General features: G+C 61.5%; 26 protein-coding genes and 1 tRNA gene. 13 read left to right on the top strand and 14 right to left on the bottom strand.

The genetic code is table 11. From position 1 onward, the window contains the following. Nucleotides 1-2 precede the first annotated feature (2 nt). From DS839_RS13360 to DS839_RS13330, 8 genes are read left to right on the top strand one after another with little or no spacing between them, the layout of a single operon-like run. Nucleotides 3-332, top strand: coding sequence for a hypothetical protein (locus DS839_RS13360; protein ID WP_119270846.1), 330 nt, complete (start codon nucleotides 3-5; stop codon nucleotides 330-332). Continuing rightward, on the top strand, nucleotides 332-730 hold the full coding sequence (locus DS839_RS13355) for a hypothetical protein (RefSeq protein ID WP_119270845.1): 399 nt from the start codon (nucleotides 332-334) through the stop codon (nucleotides 728-730). The genes DS839_RS13360 and DS839_RS13355 overlap by 1 nt, the downstream gene beginning before the upstream one ends. 8 nt (nucleotides 731-738) lie before the next feature. Continuing rightward, on the top strand, nucleotides 739-1,416 hold the full coding sequence (locus DS839_RS13350) for a lysozyme family protein (protein WP_119270844.1): 678 nt from the start codon (nucleotides 739-741) through the stop codon (nucleotides 1,414-1,416). Next, nucleotides 1,404-1,712, top strand: a complete 309-nt coding sequence (locus DS839_RS13345; RefSeq protein ID WP_119270843.1) for a ubiquitination-like system serine protease family protein — start codon at nucleotides 1,404-1,406, stop codon at nucleotides 1,710-1,712. The genes DS839_RS13350 and DS839_RS13345 overlap by 13 nt, the downstream gene beginning before the upstream one ends. Beyond that, a complete protein-coding gene (locus DS839_RS36430) occupies nucleotides 1,697-1,876 on the top strand; it encodes a hypothetical protein (RefSeq protein WP_162918499.1) in 180 nt (59 codons plus the stop codon). Before DS839_RS13345 ends, DS839_RS36430 begins: the two co-directional genes overlap by 16 nt. Beyond that, nucleotides 1,873-2,052: a hypothetical protein gene (locus tag DS839_RS13340; RefSeq protein ID WP_119270842.1), complete on the top strand. Its 180-nt coding sequence runs from the start codon at nucleotides 1,873-1,875 to the stop codon at nucleotides 2,050-2,052. Before DS839_RS36430 ends, DS839_RS13340 begins: the two co-directional genes overlap by 4 nt. A gap of 48 nt (nucleotides 2,053-2,100) precedes the next feature. Then, nucleotides 2,101-2,463 carry a hypothetical protein gene (locus DS839_RS13335; protein WP_119270841.1) on the top strand — a complete coding sequence of 121 codons (363 nt, stop codon included), beginning with the start codon at nucleotides 2,101-2,103 and terminating at the stop codon, nucleotides 2,461-2,463. Next, nucleotides 2,460-2,699: a hypothetical protein gene (locus DS839_RS13330; protein WP_119270840.1), complete on the top strand. Its 240-nt coding sequence runs from the start codon at nucleotides 2,460-2,462 to the stop codon at nucleotides 2,697-2,699. Before DS839_RS13335 ends, DS839_RS13330 begins: the two co-directional genes overlap by 4 nt. Here the strand turns inward: DS839_RS13330 and DS839_RS36425 are convergent. Then, the gene (locus DS839_RS36425; RefSeq protein ID WP_162918498.1) at nucleotides 2,683-3,258 is read right to left on the bottom strand and encodes a hypothetical protein; all 576 of its coding nucleotides are present in this window, start codon (nucleotides 3,256-3,258) and stop codon (nucleotides 2,683-2,685) included. The two genes, DS839_RS13330 and DS839_RS36425, sit on opposite strands and share 17 nt — an antisense overlap. Between DS839_RS36425 and DS839_RS13315 the strand changes: the two genes are divergently transcribed. Beyond that, on the top strand, nucleotides 3,257-3,529 hold the full coding sequence (locus DS839_RS13315) for a hypothetical protein (RefSeq protein ID WP_162918497.1): 273 nt from the start codon (nucleotides 3,257-3,259) through the stop codon (nucleotides 3,527-3,529). The genes DS839_RS36425 and DS839_RS13315 overlap by 2 nt on opposite strands. Nucleotides 3,530-3,783: 254 nt before the next feature. On the opposite strand, the gene DS839_RS36420 is transcribed toward DS839_RS13315, so the two are convergent. From DS839_RS36420 to DS839_RS13250, 13 genes are all read right to left on the bottom strand, one after another. Then, nucleotides 3,784-3,984: a hypothetical protein gene (locus DS839_RS36420; RefSeq protein ID WP_162918496.1), complete on the bottom strand. Its 201-nt coding sequence runs from the start codon at nucleotides 3,982-3,984 to the stop codon at nucleotides 3,784-3,786. A 22-nt stretch (nucleotides 3,985-4,006) separates the two neighbouring features. Beyond that, a complete protein-coding gene (locus tag DS839_RS13305) occupies nucleotides 4,007-4,216 on the bottom strand; it encodes a hypothetical protein (protein ID WP_119270835.1) in 210 nt (69 codons plus the stop codon). Between the two features lie 4 nt (nucleotides 4,217-4,220). After that, nucleotides 4,221-4,739 carry a hypothetical protein gene (locus DS839_RS13300; protein WP_119270834.1) on the bottom strand — a complete coding sequence of 173 codons (519 nt, stop codon included), beginning with the start codon at nucleotides 4,737-4,739 and terminating at the stop codon, nucleotides 4,221-4,223. A gap of 1 nt (nucleotide 4,740) precedes the next feature. Continuing rightward, nucleotides 4,741-5,157 (bottom strand): hypothetical protein, encoded by a 417-nt coding sequence (locus tag DS839_RS13295; protein ID WP_119270833.1) that lies wholly within the window; start codon nucleotides 5,155-5,157, stop codon nucleotides 4,741-4,743. Nucleotides 5,158-5,162: 5 nt separating this feature from the next. After that, on the bottom strand, nucleotides 5,163-5,411 hold the full coding sequence (locus tag DS839_RS13290) for a hypothetical protein (protein WP_368911598.1): 249 nt from the start codon (nucleotides 5,409-5,411) through the stop codon (nucleotides 5,163-5,165). Nucleotides 5,412-5,720: 309 nt separating this feature from the next. Beyond that, nucleotides 5,721-6,119, bottom strand: a complete 399-nt coding sequence (locus DS839_RS13285; protein ID WP_162918495.1) for a phosphoadenosine phosphosulfate reductase domain-containing protein — start codon at nucleotides 6,117-6,119, stop codon at nucleotides 5,721-5,723. Between the two features lie 229 nt (nucleotides 6,120-6,348). Then, nucleotides 6,349-6,425, bottom strand: a tRNA-Arg gene (locus DS839_RS13280). Between the two features lie 162 nt (nucleotides 6,426-6,587). Next, entirely contained in the window at nucleotides 6,588-7,148 is a 561-nt protein-coding gene (locus tag DS839_RS13275; protein WP_119270831.1) for a fasciclin domain-containing protein, read from the bottom strand. Nucleotides 7,149-7,371: 223 nt separating this feature from the next. Beyond that, complete coding sequence (gene clpS, locus DS839_RS13270; RefSeq protein WP_119270830.1) at nucleotides 7,372-7,680, bottom strand: ATP-dependent Clp protease adapter ClpS; 309 nt, start codon at nucleotides 7,678-7,680, stop codon at nucleotides 7,372-7,374. A gap of 142 nt (nucleotides 7,681-7,822) precedes the next feature. Continuing rightward, nucleotides 7,823-8,746: a CarD family transcriptional regulator gene (locus DS839_RS13265; protein ID WP_119270829.1), complete on the bottom strand. Its 924-nt coding sequence runs from the start codon at nucleotides 8,744-8,746 to the stop codon at nucleotides 7,823-7,825. A 400-nt stretch (nucleotides 8,747-9,146) separates the two neighbouring features. After that, a complete protein-coding gene (gene fdxA, locus DS839_RS13260) occupies nucleotides 9,147-9,485 on the bottom strand; it encodes a ferredoxin FdxA (RefSeq protein WP_119270828.1) in 339 nt (112 codons plus the stop codon). A 43-nt stretch (nucleotides 9,486-9,528) separates the two neighbouring features. After that, nucleotides 9,529-9,840, bottom strand: coding sequence for an RNA-binding S4 domain-containing protein (locus tag DS839_RS13255; protein WP_119270827.1), 312 nt, complete (start codon nucleotides 9,838-9,840; stop codon nucleotides 9,529-9,531). Then, nucleotides 9,837-12,857: a helicase-related protein gene (locus DS839_RS13250; RefSeq protein ID WP_119270826.1), complete on the bottom strand. Its 3,021-nt coding sequence runs from the start codon at nucleotides 12,855-12,857 to the stop codon at nucleotides 9,837-9,839. Before DS839_RS13250 ends, DS839_RS13255 begins: the two co-directional genes overlap by 4 nt. 729 nt (nucleotides 12,858-13,586) lie before the next feature. Here DS839_RS13250 and rpmB point away from each other — a divergent pair. The 4 genes from rpmB (at nucleotide 13,587) to DS839_RS13230 (ending at nucleotide 15,446) form a co-directional block, all read left to right on the top strand. Further along, on the top strand, nucleotides 13,587-13,883 hold the full coding sequence (gene rpmB, locus DS839_RS13245) for a 50S ribosomal protein L28 (RefSeq protein WP_119270825.1): 297 nt from the start codon (nucleotides 13,587-13,589) through the stop codon (nucleotides 13,881-13,883). Nucleotides 13,884-13,953: 70 nt separating this feature from the next. Next, a complete protein-coding gene (locus DS839_RS13240; RefSeq protein ID WP_119271214.1) occupies nucleotides 13,954-14,601 on the top strand; it encodes a DapH/DapD/GlmU-related protein in 648 nt (215 codons plus the stop codon). A 76-nt stretch (nucleotides 14,602-14,677) separates the two neighbouring features. After that, entirely contained in the window at nucleotides 14,678-14,995 is a 318-nt protein-coding gene (locus DS839_RS13235) for an ArsR/SmtB family transcription factor (protein WP_162918494.1), read from the top strand. Further along, nucleotides 14,988-15,446, top strand: a complete 459-nt coding sequence (locus tag DS839_RS13230; RefSeq protein ID WP_119270823.1) for an SRPBCC family protein — start codon at nucleotides 14,988-14,990, stop codon at nucleotides 15,444-15,446. Before DS839_RS13235 ends, DS839_RS13230 begins: the two co-directional genes overlap by 8 nt. Nucleotides 15,447-15,625 lie beyond the last annotated feature (179 nt).

The raw sequence follows: 15,625 nt of genomic DNA, 5'->3' as shown, positions 1-15,625 counted from the left end.
ATATGACGATCCCGAAGCCCGTCTTTCAAGCCACCATCAATCTGGGGCAGGCGCTCAACAGCGGGCTGTTGCTCGCCATCCTGGGCGGCCTTGTCTATCTCATCCAGTGGAAGGGCGATGTTGACGACGCCATCATCGTCGCGAAGTCGAACTCGACCGATCTGACCCTGGTGCAGAATAACGACAAGCTCCAAGACGAGCGGATCGCCAATATCAATGGGAGCCTGCGGACGATCACAGAGACGCTCGGCCGAACCGGCGAGGCCATTGCCGACATCAAGGCGCTGGTCGCGGTGATCGAAGAGCGCACCAAGAAGGACACGGCAAATTGATGGACCCGCTTCGCAAGGCGTTCGGCTGGACGGCTGCCGCATTGATTCTGTTTCTCGTCATCGTTTGGGCCACTAAGCCACTGCGGGCGCATGACTGGTACAGCTCGACGACCGACCCCGTCAGTCAAAGCAAATGCTGTGGGGGTAATGACTGCGCCCCTGTCGACCCCGCATGGGTCTCCGAAACCGAATATGGCTATCTCCTGCAGATGACGGTCGAGCAGGCGCGCACGGTCAATCCGAAGGCCGTCGCGCCCGTCTATGCCCTGATCCCATGGGCGCGCGTCCAGGCGCCGCCGACCGCCGATCACCTGTTCTATGCCTGCATCTGGGAGCGGAACCGCAAGCCTGAGGATGGCAGCGGCGTGATCTGCTTCTTCGCAACCCCGACAATGTAGAGGCCCGCATGATCTCCCCCGCACTCAAAGCCCTGCTTGCCGCCATTCGCTCGAAGGAAGCGCCGAAAGGCTACGGCCAGATCTACGGCGGCGCCAAGCTGCCCAAGGGCACGCCGACCGATGTCTCGATCATGCCCCTGAACAGCGTCCTGGCGCTCCAGCGGAAGATGCTCGACAACGGCTCGCGCTCGACGGCCTGCGGCGGCTACCAGTTCATCAGGGCGACGCTGCTTGCCACCATCAAGGAAATGGGCCTGACCGGCAAGGAAGTCTGGACCCCGGACCTTCAGGACCGGATGGCCGTGCATTTGCTGGAGAAGCGCCGCCTCAGCGCATACATGGCCGGCGCGATCACCGCCGAGGCCTTCGCCAATAACCTGGCGATGGAATGGGCTTCGCTGCCTGTCGTGACGGCGATCAGGGGGCACAAGGGATTCATTCTCGAGCCCGGCATGAGCTACTACGAGGGCGACGGGCTGAATGCCGCGCTTCACGACGCAAGGACGTTCCTGACGCTCGTCAAGGCCCTTCACGTTGAAGCGCCGGCGGAGCCCGTCAGCCCGCCGACCAAGCCCGTCGAGCCTGTGCGGCCTGCCATAGGGGACGCCGCCCCGCCGGTGCCCGCCCCTGCGCCTCGCAAGGGCTTTATGGCATGGCTGAAAGGTTTGTTTTCATGGCTGAGGTAACCCTGCCGGCGCCGATCAAGGCGACCCATCTTCCGAACGATGCGGACTTCTACGGTGAGTATGGGTGCGGCAAGGTGCCGGGCTCATTCCGCTATGACGGCAAAATCTTCCGGTTCTGCTGTCCGTGCGGATGCGGCAGCGTCGGGCCCTTGCGAGCCGGTATCGGGCACAAGCCGAGTGAAAGCCCATCGTGGCAGTTCAACGGCAATTACGAAGCGCCGACGCTTTATCCGTCCGTTCATGATGTCGGGCACTGGCATGGCTGGCTGCGCGACGGCTTATGGGTGCAGGCATGATCGGCGCCGCGGCGGTCTTCTTCTTCGGCGGGCTCGCCCTCGTCTGGGGTGGCCGGTCCATCCTGATCAACTCGCGTGATGCCATGATCGGCGCTTGTGGCGCGCTGATCATGCTCGCTGGCGTCGTCTGCGTCCTCGCGGCGCCGTTCCTGCTGTTCTCATGATCGCCGCCATCACCTTCGCCCTCATCGCGATGGCCGTCGGCGCCGTCCTCATGCTCGCCGGCTACCTGCACCATTGCCGCTACCGCAAATCGCAGTTGGCGCTCGGGATGTTCTGCCTCGGGGCTTTCCTGGCCGTCGGGGTGCCGCAAGCGGTGCTGTTTTTCTTCATCACCTGAAACCCGCGGCGCGTCGGGGTCACGCGCCTTCACAGAAGGAACTTCGATATGAACTGGAATGCCATCAAAACCTACATTCTTGGGAGCGGCGTCCTCGTGCTGGTCGTGCCCTACATCATCAATTGGCTCATGACCCTCCTGGGCTGCACCGGCGACAACCCGGCGACGCCTGACGTGGTCGAGGTTGCGGCCTGCACTGGCGGCGGCGTGGTTTCAATTCCGCTGGCGCTGCAAGCGCTGGCCGGAAGCCTTATGGCAGCGGCGCTCCTCGCGATTAAGGCGTTTGCCGGTACCGGCACGGTCAAGCAAAACTTGTTCAACCCTGATGTGCCTGTCGTGGCGACGAAGGCCGAAGCAAAGCCTGGCGTCGTCACCGAGGCCCAGGTAGCGGAGCCGGGCCCACTGAAATGATACCAGGGCTCAGCTGGCTGGCCGGGAAGGCGCTCGACGCGCTCGGCAACTTCCTGGCGCGCGTCTTCAAGGACTGGAGGCGCGACCAGAAGCTCGAACAGTTGGGCGAAGAGCGCCAGGCCGCCAAGGAGCGCGACGAGCTCGACCGCCAAGTCGCCATCACGGAGGAAGAGGATGAAACGGCTCGCACTGATTCTGATGATGCTTTGCGCGATGAGCTTAAGCGCCCACTCTGAGCGCAGGATCATCTGCATCATTTGCATTGGAGTGGACGACGGCCCGCCTGTCGTCGGGGCTGGATCCTGGTGCAAGAAGTGGACGAAGAAGCGCCGCGCCGCTTTGAGCTTCACCGATGCCCAGATCGACATGATGCCGCGGTCTCAGCAGGAGTCGATCAAGTCGATCAAGCGCGACATTCGTAGAGAGTGCCTTAAGTAAATTCAACCAAAGGAGAAAGTTCAAATGCACTACAGAAATGGCCGCGAGGCCAAGAACGGCGACAAGATCGTAAAGCTGGAAGGCGGGAAGATTGTTGCATTCGGGGTGCTGCACAGCGCTGTGCCCGGCAATGATTACTGCAACGGGACGATTGCGGTCGTTCAGTCTGCGACCGACTATGCCTGCATGGTCGATTGTCTTCATGTCGATGATGTCGCCGACGTGCTCGGATCGGCCGGCTTGGATAAGCGGCCCGAAGGGAAGTAGTTTCTGCCAGACCCCTGGTAGAAGCCCCGGAGCCTCGTCAGCGGAAACGCTGGCGGGGCTCTTTTTGTTTTGGCAGACTGCCGGCAGCATGGACCACGACCTCTACAAGCCCCTGTTCAATATCCGCCTGGAAGATCTGGACCCTGCCCGCCATCATCTTCTCCTGGACTGCGCCTGCGGACACACTGAGGATGCTGATATTCGAGCATGGCTCGCCAAGGAAAAGCCGAACTATCCCATAGCTTGGATCGGGAAATGGGCGCCTTGCCCTGAGTGCGGCAGACAGGACCGATTTTATCGGGTGACGATGCGGGAGGGCGTCAGGAAGAGGACGCTGAAGGAGGTCGATCCGAATCGCTAGCGCCTCACCTTTCCCATTCGATCCTTCACAATCACCCTCGCCTCCACCACACACCTGTTCCCCGGCGATCCGTATATCGCATTGGCGAGGATCTCGGTATTAAGGCATCCTCGATCGAGAGCCTGCAAGACGAGTTCCGGCCCGGTGAGTTCCAGCGTGACGCCTCTCGATGTTCCAAGTCTCTCGTCATAGACCATGAGCTGTTCTGTATGTTTCGCCATGCCCGCCAGTTTGGCATGGGGGAGGGCTGGAGGCTAGTCAGTAACCTTTCCGATAATAGGCGGCGTGTTCAGTAGGATGGTGATCCCTCCAGGAAAAGCATCGGTACTTGAAGGGCAGGAGATCGCATCGCCGCCACGGCACCATGCCATGTACTCGCCAATAGTCATCGTGCGATGCTTGCGGCGCATTTCTTCGCGCCACTTCCAAAATTGTTCAAACGTCTCTTCGCTCATCTTCTCATTCCTTTGTCAGATGTCAGGGGCGGGGGCTAGGTGGGGTCAACAGGGCGTCGAGTTCGTCCTGCGCCTGATCGCGGCGGTCCATAAGATTCTTGCAGGCCATCGCCCATCCTCGGTGTGGCTTCATCAATCCGTCAGTCACGACGCTGATCGCTGCATCGACGGCTTTATCGGCGCGGTCAAGTTTCTCGCGCGCTGCCTCGATTTGTTCAATGGTGGCCGCCATCTATTCACTCCCCCTTATAAGCGGCGCGGGCGCGGCGAAGGTCGCCTACGGTGAGCTTGGTTTGATAGTTGGGATTTTGCCAAAGCTCGACGTTATCATAGGTTCGGACAACGCCGGGAATATCGTTCCAGTGCTCGGCTTCCTTCGCAAACGGCTCCAGAGCCTCCTGCGCTGCTGAGAGGGCAGCGGCGGCTTGTTCGATTGAAGCGATAAGGGCCTTGGCTTCCTCAAAGTCGAGCGCAATGTCGTCACCCCGATATGCGGCGTTGGCGAGCCTCGTCTCCAGCTTCGGCAAAACCTCGTCGTTCAGTCTCTCCACCATCTCCGGCAACTTGTGCGGGGAGGGTGGGGCGGATTCGGCGGTCGCCACAAGCACGGCCATAGCGTAGGCCCGCCATCGGTCTCGAACGGGTTCCGGCATTTCATCCCAGGTCATGCCGTCCGAGCCAGAGAAGCCCCCACGGCACAGAAAAGCAGCTTTTGCCCCTTGCTCAACTTTCGCCTTCAGTTCGTCGTCCGTCATGTTACTCCTCCTGGCGGGATAGGGCGGCGAGCATGGCGATGAGAACAGCGCGAGGAAGGCTTCCGCCTTTGTGCCGGCCAGTCTCCCAGCCACGCTCCGAATGGTTGAGTGGCAATTCTGCCTGAGCTACGCCATAAAGATTTGTCAGATTGAACTCGGCTCCCGGCAGCATCTTCTCAACGAGGGAGATGGCGGCGTCCAGGCGGAGCGTGTAGTGCGGACAGGCGCTGAAACCGTAATTCCAGCAAGCTAAATCGCGGTTCGTTAAGCCGTTCTTCGCAGCCTCGGCTGCTTTCTCGACATAAAGCGCCTGACACCGCTCATACTGCTCGCGATCCGCAATGTATAGAAGCGCTGCATCAAGTTTGCGGTCTTCGCCGTCTCCAGACTCCAGCCTCCCAATCAGTTCCTCCGTCATGCTTCCTATTCCTTCCCGTTGGTGGCGGGGGAGCGACGAGCGGCGCGTTCCTCTGGGCTGTCGATCGTCATGGTGTAGCCGCAGTGGCGAGGCCAGCCGTTGCGAAGGGCGTCAGCCGCATCAATGCTGGTCGTGTGGCCGCATTTCGTGCACCAGAGGATGCCTCGCTTGAGCTGCGGGACCTCATCCACGATGGTCTTGTGGAGGTCGCGCGCCGCCACGAACCTCATCTGTATCACGTCAATCGTGTCCATCATCTCCCTCCGTCAGTCGTTAGGATGGGGGTGGGGCGATACTCCCAATGTGGGCCCGCTTCGGAAAAGAACTTGGCGCGGCGTTCGTATGGCGGACGCTCAAGCCAGTACATGACGTTGTCGAAGCCCTGTGGGGAAAGTGGCCCAAGGGACTGGGTGCCATTCGTGCGGGTCTTGAAGGAGCATTCGCATCAGGCGGCCTCTTTGACGCAGTCTTTGCACATGGGTTGGAATAGTTCGCCTTGGCCGTCCAGCTTGCGCGGGAAGGGATCGCCCCACCCGAAACCGTGAAGGCGCAGGGCCTCACGCTCAAGCTCTGAAAGCCATTTGCCCCAATGCGGGTAGAGGACGGCGGCTTCCGTCCGCCTTGCGGGCCCCATTCAAGAGCATCACGCGGACGCCACGCTTCCGCTTGCGAAAGTGCTTGGAGATCGCCGCCCGGAAGGGGTCGGCCTTGAGGATGCGATAGGCAAAGCCGTGGGCGTCGATGCCTTTGCCGAAGAAGCCCTTGCGCATGACATAGGCCTCGTAAGCCGTGCCGGCGTCCGCCTCGATGAATTCGCCCATAGCCCCATAGGTGTCCCGAACGAACTGGCTCGTCTCAGGAATGCCGCAGCGGGTATTGCCGTGGATCACGGCGTCAATCTTAACGCCGAGTTCTCTTGCCACCTGATGGGACGCGGCGCTGTCCTTGCCGCCAGAGACCATCGAGACAATGTGCGTCGGGTTGAAGGTCTCTACCGCCTCCCGAAGAATCTTCCGGCTGGAGTCGAGAAGGCCGCAAGTGTCACAGGGGCAGCTCATCCTTTTCTCCCGTCACTCGTTACGCGGGGTGGGGGTGGGAGGGGCGGTGGGACTATGGCCGTAAAAAGCCCTGTAAATCCGTGGGGCAATTTAGTCCCACAGGCGCTAAAAGAGCCCGATTTTGCTTGATTTTTGGCGACCCCGAGAGGATTCGAACCTCCGACCCTCAGATTAGGAATCTGATGCTCTATCCTGCTGAGCTACGGGGTCGCATCGGGGCCGCTTATATAGGGTTCGCGGGCAGGAAGGAACCCCGGATCAGGCGCAAAAAAGCGGCCCGGCGAACCGGGCCCAAGTTTCTCCTGAAACGGCGGTTTTCCCGCCGTGCATCGGCATCCGGAAATCGGGGGTGTTTTCCGGACCCCGATCAGCCTACATCTTCGGCAGCAGCACCTTGTCGATCACATGGATGACGCCGTTCGACTGGTCGACATCGGCGATGGTGACCGTGGCGACCGCGCCGTTCTCATCGGCGATCATCACCTTGCCGCCGTCATACATGGCGGTGAAGGTGCAGCCGCCGACCGTCTTGACCGGATGCTTGCCCTTGTCGTCGTCGACCATCTTCATGATCGCCTTCGAGAAGGCTTCCGCGCCCACCACGTGGCAGGTCAAGATCTTCACGAGCTGGTCCTTGTTCTCGGGCTTGAGCAGGGTCTCGACCGTGCCGGCGGGCAAAGCCGCGAAGGCCTCGTTGGTCGGGGCGAAGACGGTGAAGGGGCCGGCCCCCTGCAAGGTCTCGACCAGGCCCGCCGCCTTCACCGCGGCGACCAATGTCGTGTGGTCCTTGGAGTTGACGGCATTCTCGACGATGTTCTTTTCCGGGAACATCTCGCCGCCGCCAACCATGGGATTGGCCGCGAAGGCGAAACCGGCAGCGCCCATCGCCAAAGCAGCGGCGGTGGCAATCAGGGTCTTGTGAAGCTTGGTCATGCTCGTTCCTCTCTGGTTTATCCAAATGGATACGCCCTTCGATACGAAGCCTCAGGGTCAGGAGACGCCCTCTGCCGCGTCACAATGAATTGAGCGATTTCCGTGCAACCAAAAGCGGTCCCCGCGAGTAAGGGGGCGGTCGCGCGCACGGATACAGGGAAAATTCAGGGAAATTTCGCGAAAGCGCCCCATCCGGGACGCTCCGGCACGGGTGAGCCCAACCCTACTCTTCCGGCTCCGTCGTGAAGAACAGCGGATAGCCCTTGCTCTTGCCGAGCTCGGTCGCCTCTTTCGCTTTCGTGTCGGCGACGTCCTTGGTGAACACCGCGATGACGCAGGCGCCCTTCTGATGCGCGGTCATCATCACGCTGTAGGCGCGCGCCTGGTTCATGCGGAACACGGTCTTCAGCACCACGACGACGAATTCGCGCGGCGTGAAATCGTCGTTGAGCAGGATCACCTTCCAAAGTTTTGGGCGCTCGACCTTCGCTTTGACTTTGGTGCGCGGCGTGACGGTGGTTTGCTGGCTCATGATCGCCTGCCGGGTTTTGGCGGATGGCCGCCTCGAGGGCGGCCATGGATTCTAGCGCGTATCCCGGCGAAGTGGAATTCCTCCGACGCAAGACAAAAAGCCCGGCCTGAGCCGGGCTTTGTGCATCGGTGATGCGGTCGTCTTATGCGGCTTCTTCCGCCGGAACGCTGTCATCGGCCTTGGTGTTGCGATGGGCGTTCTTGGCGAGGAAGGCTTCGATCTCCTTGATCGCCATGTCGTCGTCGATCTTCTTCACCGCGGCGATCTCGCGCGCCATGCGCTCCAGCGCCTGCTCGAAGAGCTGGCGTTCGGAATAGGACTGCTCGGGCTGGCGCTCGGAGCGGTAGAGGTCGCGCACGACCTCGGCCACTGCGATCAGGTCGCCGGAATTGATCTTCGCTTCATATTCCTGGGCACGCCTGGACCACATGGTGCGCTTGATGCGGGCGCGGCCCTTCAGCACCTTCATCGCATGATCGATGAGGGGCTTGTCGGCGAGCTTGCGCATGCCCTTCTGCTCCGACTTGGAGGTCGGCACCTTGAGGCGCAGCTTCTCCTTCTCGAAGTCGACGATATAGAGCTCGAGCTTGATGCCGGCGATCTCCTGCTCCTCGATCTGCACCACGCGGCCAACGCCATGAGCCGGATAGACGATCAGCTCATTGACCTTGAACAGAAGCTTCTTGGCCGCGGGCGTCGCGACGACCGGCTTGTCGGCCATATTGGTGATCTGGGGCGGAGCCGCCGGACGGGCCGCTACCGGGGCCGGATGCGGCTGGGCCGGCTTCGCCGCATGAGCGGGCTTGGCCGCCTGCGCATGAGCCTGGGGCTTCGGCGCGTGGACGGGCTTCGGCGGATGGACCGGATGGGCCTTCGCCTCGGGCTTGTGAACGGGCTTCGCCGCTGCCTTGGCCGGGGCCGGACGGGCAATCGACTTCAGCTTCTTGGCAGGGGCAACAGTCTTGGCCTTCACGGCCGGCTTTTTCTTGGCTGTGGTTTTCACGATCTTCTTCTTCTGAGCGGGTTTATGGGTTTTTGCTTTCGCCTTGGTCTTCGATTTGGTCATGGCTTTCCTTCGCCTCGCAACCTATCGATGGCGCAAGCTAAAGCCTGCGCCTCAGGCAAACGGCCGATCTTCTGATCTCGCCCAGGGCGTCCAGCGGATGGGGATCTCGAGCCCCTTTCCAGCGGTAGACAGGCACTTTAGGCGAAAAAAATCCGAGCTTTGGGGGCCCGGGATCGTTTCCGTAAGTCTTTTCTACATCATGAGGGAATATAGCACGGCTTTAATGAAAATTAAAGTCCGGCCAGTCCGTGTACGGTATAATTTTGCGTAACAAACGATATTTGCTGGGGAAAAGGTTAATGCTCCCTGGCTCGGACGCCATCTCCTGTAGCGAAACTCGAACCGCCCTTATTGGTTAACTTTTTGTTTGCACACGATCTTTTCGGATCGCACTCGATCCCTAATCGCCTTCGCCGGGCTCGGGTGAGAAATATTTCTCAAGCTTGCCCTCGACCCCGTCGAATTCCTTGGCATCGGGCGGCGCATCCCGCTTGATCGTGATATTCGGCCATTTCGGCGCATATTCGGTATTGAGCTCAAGCCACTTTTCGAGCCCAGGCTCGGTGTCGGGCTTGATCGCCTCGGCCGGGCATTCGGGCTCGCACACGCCGCAGTCGATACATTCGTCCGGATGGATGACGAGCATATTCTCGCCCTCGTAGAAGCAGTCCACCGGGCAAACTTCCACGCAATCCATGTACTTGCACTTAATGCAGTTTTCCGTGACGATATAAGTCATTCGCACAATCCGTTCTTTATTCCGAACGCTCTATAGCAAGGCTTTAGCGCTTGTGCAGCAGCTTTTCCGACGCAGCCGGCGTCGTTTCGGAAGCAGATATGTCCTCGAAGAGGGTCTGAGCCTCGCTGGCGGGCCCCCGTCTCGTGCCGACGCCCAAGATCCTGACGACCCGCACCCGACCATGGACGGCCAAGGTCAGGATATCACCGGGACCCACATCATGGCTGGGCTTCACCACCCTCGACTTGTTCACCCGAACCTGTCCCTGCGACACTATGGCTTGGGCCAGGGTCCGGGTCTTCACCATTCGGGTGAACCACAGCCATTTATCTATGCGCTGACGCGTCTCGGTCACGTCTTTTTGGCGAGCTGGGCCTTGAGCGCCCCCAGAACGGCAAAAGGCGAATCAGGATCGATCGGCTTTTCCGGCCGACGCTCGGGCCGCGGCCGCTGCGGCTTGGCCGCCTTGGGCGGCGGTGCGCCTGAGCCTTCCGGCTGAGGCTTCCGGTCCGTCCGCTCCTTGCGCTTATGCCGATGCTGCTGGGGCCGCGCATCCGGTTTCGGCCGCTCGCGGCGGAAGGGCCCCGTATCCTTGGGCCACCAGACATCGATCTCGACTTCTTCCATGGCGGGTTCCACGGCCGCCTGGGCGTCAGGCGTCTCGGGAACCGTAATCGGCTCGGTCCCTTCCGCCGGCATTTCGGCCGGAGCTTCGGGAGCCGGTTCCGCGGCCTCGATCTCGGTTGCCTCCGCCGCCACAACGGTCTCGACCGTTGCTTCGGGCTCGGGCTCAGAGAGCGGAGGCGTTTCCAGGGTTGGAGCTTCGGCCGGTTCTGCGGCAATCGTCGCGCTCTCCGCCGGCTCGGCGGCTTCAGCGGTGGCGCCTTCCGCTGCCGCGGCTTGCGCTTCCGGGACAGTCGCCGTGGCTGATGCCGGCCGCTTCACCTTGCGCTTCTGCATGCGGAAATCGAGGCTCCGCAGAATGGCCTCGAACTCCTCGCCGGAACAACCGACGAGCGACATCATATCGGGGACGATGGCGAACCCGCCGCCCTCGACCGACCCTTGCGGTCGCGGCTCCTCGGGGAAACGCGCACGCCAGAATACCCGGTCGCGGATCATGTCGGCGAGGCGCTCGAGCATGTCGATGCGCACCACCCGCGGCCCACAAATGCGATAGCCGCACACCCCATAGAAGCCGCGCGGCGTCGAGCGGTCGAAGAGCGCGGAGGTCAGGCCCTGACCCGGCGACTCAGGCAGGGTCTCGACATCGAACTTGCCGTCCTTGCTCTTCTCCAAGCCCCAGAGCAGCAGGCGCAATTGCGTCGCGGCGGGCTTGAGCAGCAGCGGCACGAAGATATTGAAGGCGCCGAAGCGCACGCCGAATTTGCGCAAGGCGGCGCGCTCTTCCTGGGAAAGGCTCTTGATCTCCTGCGCCACCTGGTCGCGCGGCAGGACGCCCAAAGTCTCGACCAGGCGGAACGCGATGCCGCGGCTCGTTCCGGCAAGGCCTTCGCCTTCCTCGAGCTTGGTCAACGGCTCGACGATATTGGCAATGTGCCGGCTCAGGAACTTCTCGAGCCTCGCCTGCACCGCTTCGCGGTCAGACCCCGAGAGCTGATTGTCGGCGATGATCACGATGCGCGGCTTGAGCAGCGACGGCCCCGCTTCGAGCTTGGCGATCGGCGCATTCTGCCAGACGATCTGGCCCTGCCGGGTCAATGAGAGATCGGGATCGGGACAGGCGGCGACCGTCTGGGCGCGCGCCGCGATCTCGCTGGCCACGGCCTTGAGGGAGGCGGCCTTCACCGTCTTGGTGGCGCCATCGCCACCATCGGGAATAAAATGAAATCCTTTGATGCGCCCTACGTATTCGCCTTCCACATGAAGGGCGCCATCTTCCTCGACCGTCGACATCAACTCTTCCTTTTGGGCCAACCTACGCATGAGCACGCTCGTGCGGCGGTCGATAAAACGCTGTGTGAGCCTTTCATGCAAGGCATCTGATAGTTTGTCCTCAATTTCGCGGGTGCGCGACTGCCAGAAGAGCGGCGCTTCCAGCCAGTCTGTCCGGTTTGCCACAAAAGTCCAGGTGCGCACATGGGCGATGCGGTTCGACAAGGTGTCGATGTCCCCATCGGAGCGGTCGCAGTGGCTCAATTGGCGGGCGAACCAGTCCTCGGGTATGCGGCGATCGTCCCTGGACAGGAACTCGAAGATGCGCCCGATGAGGCTCGCATGCTCGCTCGAGCTGATATTGCGGTAGTCGGGGATCTGGCAGACATCCCAGAGCAGCGACACCTGCGCACGACCGGATGCGAGGCCCAAGATCGCCTCATCGCGCGAGAGCGTGTCGAGGGCCACGACATCGGGACCGGCCTGGGCGCGCGTCAGGCCCCCTATGCGCGGGAAATGCCCGAGGCTGCGCTTCAAATCCTCGATCGAGCGGAAATCGAGATCGCGATTGCGCCACTGCAGCACATGCACATTGTCGAATTTGTGGGTCTCGAGCCGTTCCACCGTGTCGGCATCGAAGGGTTCGGCATCGCCCGTCGTGCCGAAGGTGCCGTCATTGAGATAACGCCCGGCGCGGCCGGCGATCTGGCCGAGCTCGCCGGGATTGAGGTTGCGATAATGGAAGCCGTCGAATTTGCGCGTCGCGGCGAAGGCGACATGATCGACATCCATGTTGAGACCCATGCCGATCGCATCGGTCGCCACGAGATAATCGACATCGCCCGACTGGAACAGAGCCACTTGCGCATTGCGGGTGCGTGGCGACAGCGCCCCCAGCACGACGGCCGCACCGCCTCTCTGGCGGCGGATGAGCTCGGCCACCGCATAGACGGTCTCGGCCGAGAAGGCGACGACGGCCGAACGCCGCGGCAGGCGCGACAGCTTCTTGGTCCCGGCATAGGCGAGCTTGGAGAAGCGCGGACGCGCGATGAAGGTGGTGCCCGGCACCAGTTGCTCGATGATGGGGCGCATGGTGGCGGCGCCCAGGAGCATGGTCTCCTCGCGGCCCCGCCGGTTGAGCAGCCGGTCGGTGAAGATGTGGCCACGCTCGAAATCGGCGCAGAGCTGGATCTCGTCGATGGCGAGGAAATTCACATCGATGTCGGAGGGCATGGCCTCGACGGTCGCCACCCAGAAGCGCGGGGTGGCGGGGATGATCTTCTCCTCACCGGTGACGAGGGCCACCGCGTGATCGCCCACCCTGAGGCGCACGCGGTCATAGATCTCGCGCGCCAGGAGGCGCAAAGGCAGGCCGATCATGCCGGTGCCATGGGCCAGCATGCGCTCGACGGCGAGATGGGTCTTGCCGGTGTTGGTGGGGCCGAGGACGGCTGTTACGCTACGGGAGGCGGGCATTTTATGAATCTTCACTTGAGGGCCGGGACGGTCCCGGTCAAGGGCCAAGGCGCGTGATCAGGAAAAGTGGATGCCGGTTTTCCGTCCGATCACGCGCCAAATAAAAGATTCCGATCACGATCGCTTCAGGTTGGTTCAACCTGAAGCGATCGTGATCTAGGCAGACGAAATTGCCATCCCTTTAACGCTCGGATTCAAAGGCGAACAAACCCTGTCCGAATCGCTGACCAGGGCCCGATTCAGGCTTTGTTCCGTAGGCTGAGCATTTATTTCGTTGGGTCAGGATTTTGTGGGAGCCGGATGGAGCTTCGCGGAGGATAGGCAGATCGATGGGAAAAAGTTAATCCCGGCGGCGCCTCGAGACCTCATGGTTTATGAATTGTCACCCGGAAGCGCTTAAAATGCGGCTCGGCGTTAAGGAAGCGTTCTCCTTCCGGAACAGAGCGTGTCCGAATCGCTGATCTCTCGATTTTCCTTATTTGTTCCAAGATGTTAGCACAATATCTTGTGACCTCGAGGAGACCGGCCACAAGGCCGGACGCCGCTGTTAACCCGGCATCATCGATTTTCCGGCATCGGCGTTTACTTTCTGCGTCAAAATGGGAAGACAACCATTGGTGACATTATGTCTGGGTGGCCGGGTCAAGCCCGGCCACAGGCTTGACCTTCAAGGGCCTTTGCCCTTATACGAGCCGCCTCTTTCCAGGATTTTTGAGTTGGAGCAGTGAAATGGCTCGTCGTTGCGAGTTAACGGGCAAAGGCGCCCAGGTTGGCCACAAGGTCAGCCATGCCAATAACAAGACGAAGACGCGGTTCCTGCCGAACCTGTGCAGCGTCAACCTGATCAGCGATGCCATGGGGCAGGGCTACAATTTCCGCGTCAGCGCCATCGCGCTGAAGTCGGTCGAGCATGCCGGCGGCCTCGATGCCTTCCTCACCAAGGCGCGTGACGAGAGCCTCTCGCTCAAGGCCCGTCGCCTGAAGAAGAGCGTCGAGAAGCGCATCGCCGCCCAGAAGGCCGCCTGATCAGTCGATCAGCAATGGATTGTGCAAAGCCGCTCCTTAACGGGCGGCTTTTGCTTTATCGTCGATGGTCATGACAAAAGGCCATCCGAAACGCCATTCGCCGAAAGCGACGCGCGACGGCGAGCCGGTCATCCATCCGAGCGCGCAACTGCGCAATGCCAGCCTCGGGCGCTTCACATCGCTCGCCGAGCGCGTCTCGTTCAAGGATGCGACGCTCGGCGACTACTCCTATGTCGAGCGCCATGCCGAGGTCATCTATGCCGAGATCGGTAAATTCTGCGCCATCGCGTCGGATGTGCGCATCAATGCGCTCAACCACCCGATGGACAGGGTGAGCCAGCACAAGATCACCTATCGGCCGAATGAATATTTTCTCGGCAAGAAGCTCGACGCGCGCTTCCGCGCGGAGCGCATGCTGAAGAAGGTGACGATCGGCCACGATGTGTGGATCGGCCATGGCGCCATCATCCTGCCCGGGGTCACGGTCGGCCATGGCGCGGTGATCGCCGCGGGCGCCGTCGTCAGCAAGGACGTCGCCCCTTACGACATCGTCGCCGGCGTGCCGGCGCGGGCCTTGCGCAAGCGCTTTGCACCGCCGATCTGCGATCGGATCGCGGCGCTCGCCTGGTGGGACTGGCCGCATGACAAGCTCGCCGATACGGTGGACGACATGGCGGCACTCTCGGCGGAAGCCTTCGTCGAAAAATATTCCCGATAATTCATTTGGTTTTGGCCCCCATGGATTCTCGTCCCTTGACAGGCAACTATTTGGTTGCATATTGAGGAAGATGAGCATGGACGCAGTCTTCAAGGCGCTGGCCGATCCGACACGCCGGCAGCTTCTGGACAGGCTGCGCGCGAGGAACGGGCAGACGCTGTCGGCGCTCGGCGCGCAAATGGATATGACGCGCCAGGCGGTGAGCAAGCATCTGGCGATCCTCGAGGAGGCCAACCTGGTCGTGACGCTGCGCCGCGGCCGCGAGAAGGAGCACTATCTCAACCCGACGCCGATCTTCGAGATCGCCGATCGCTGGATCGACAAATTCGAGCGCGGAAGATTGCGCGCGCTCGCCGACCTCAAGCGAGAACTGGAAGGAAAAAGTGATGAGTAAGCCCAGCTATGTCTATGTGATCCATATCAAGACCACCGCGGAGAAGCTCTGGCAGGCGCTGATCGATCCCGACTTCAACCGGCAATACTGGTTCGGGGCGCATCAGGAGTCCGACTGGAAGAAGGGCTCCCCCTGGAAGATCCTCTTCGCCGACGGCCGCCTCGCCGATTCGGGCGAGATCGTCGACATCGATCCCTTGAAGCGCTTGGTCATCAAATGGCGCCACGAAATCTCGCCCGATCTCAAGGCCGAGGGCTATACGCGCTGCACGATCGAGATCGAGCCGCAGGGCGATGTGATGAAGCTTTCCATCACGCATGAGGCCGAGACGGAAGGCCCGAGCAAATTCATCAGCGCCGTGTCGGAAGGCTGGCCGCCCATCCTGTCGAGCCTCAAGAGCCTCCTCGAGACCGGCAAGGCCTTGCCGGGCACCGACAGGCTGCCGGAGTAGCGAACCACCCTCGCCCCCAACGGGGGAGAGGACCTCCCACCAACAAGTCAAGGTCTTGCGGGGCGGTAACCCCGCGAGAAGAGAGGACGAGAAGGTTCCGTGATTGTCGATTGTAGCGCCGTGCTCGCACTGTCCAGGACGCTTCGCGCCAGCTTCGCCGGTGCCGCCTTTGGCGGCAT

The organism is Taklimakanibacter deserti, assembly GCA_003574785.1.
Note: the sequence above shows the minus strand (reverse complement) of the source record. Positions and strands in the feature narration are given on the sequence as shown.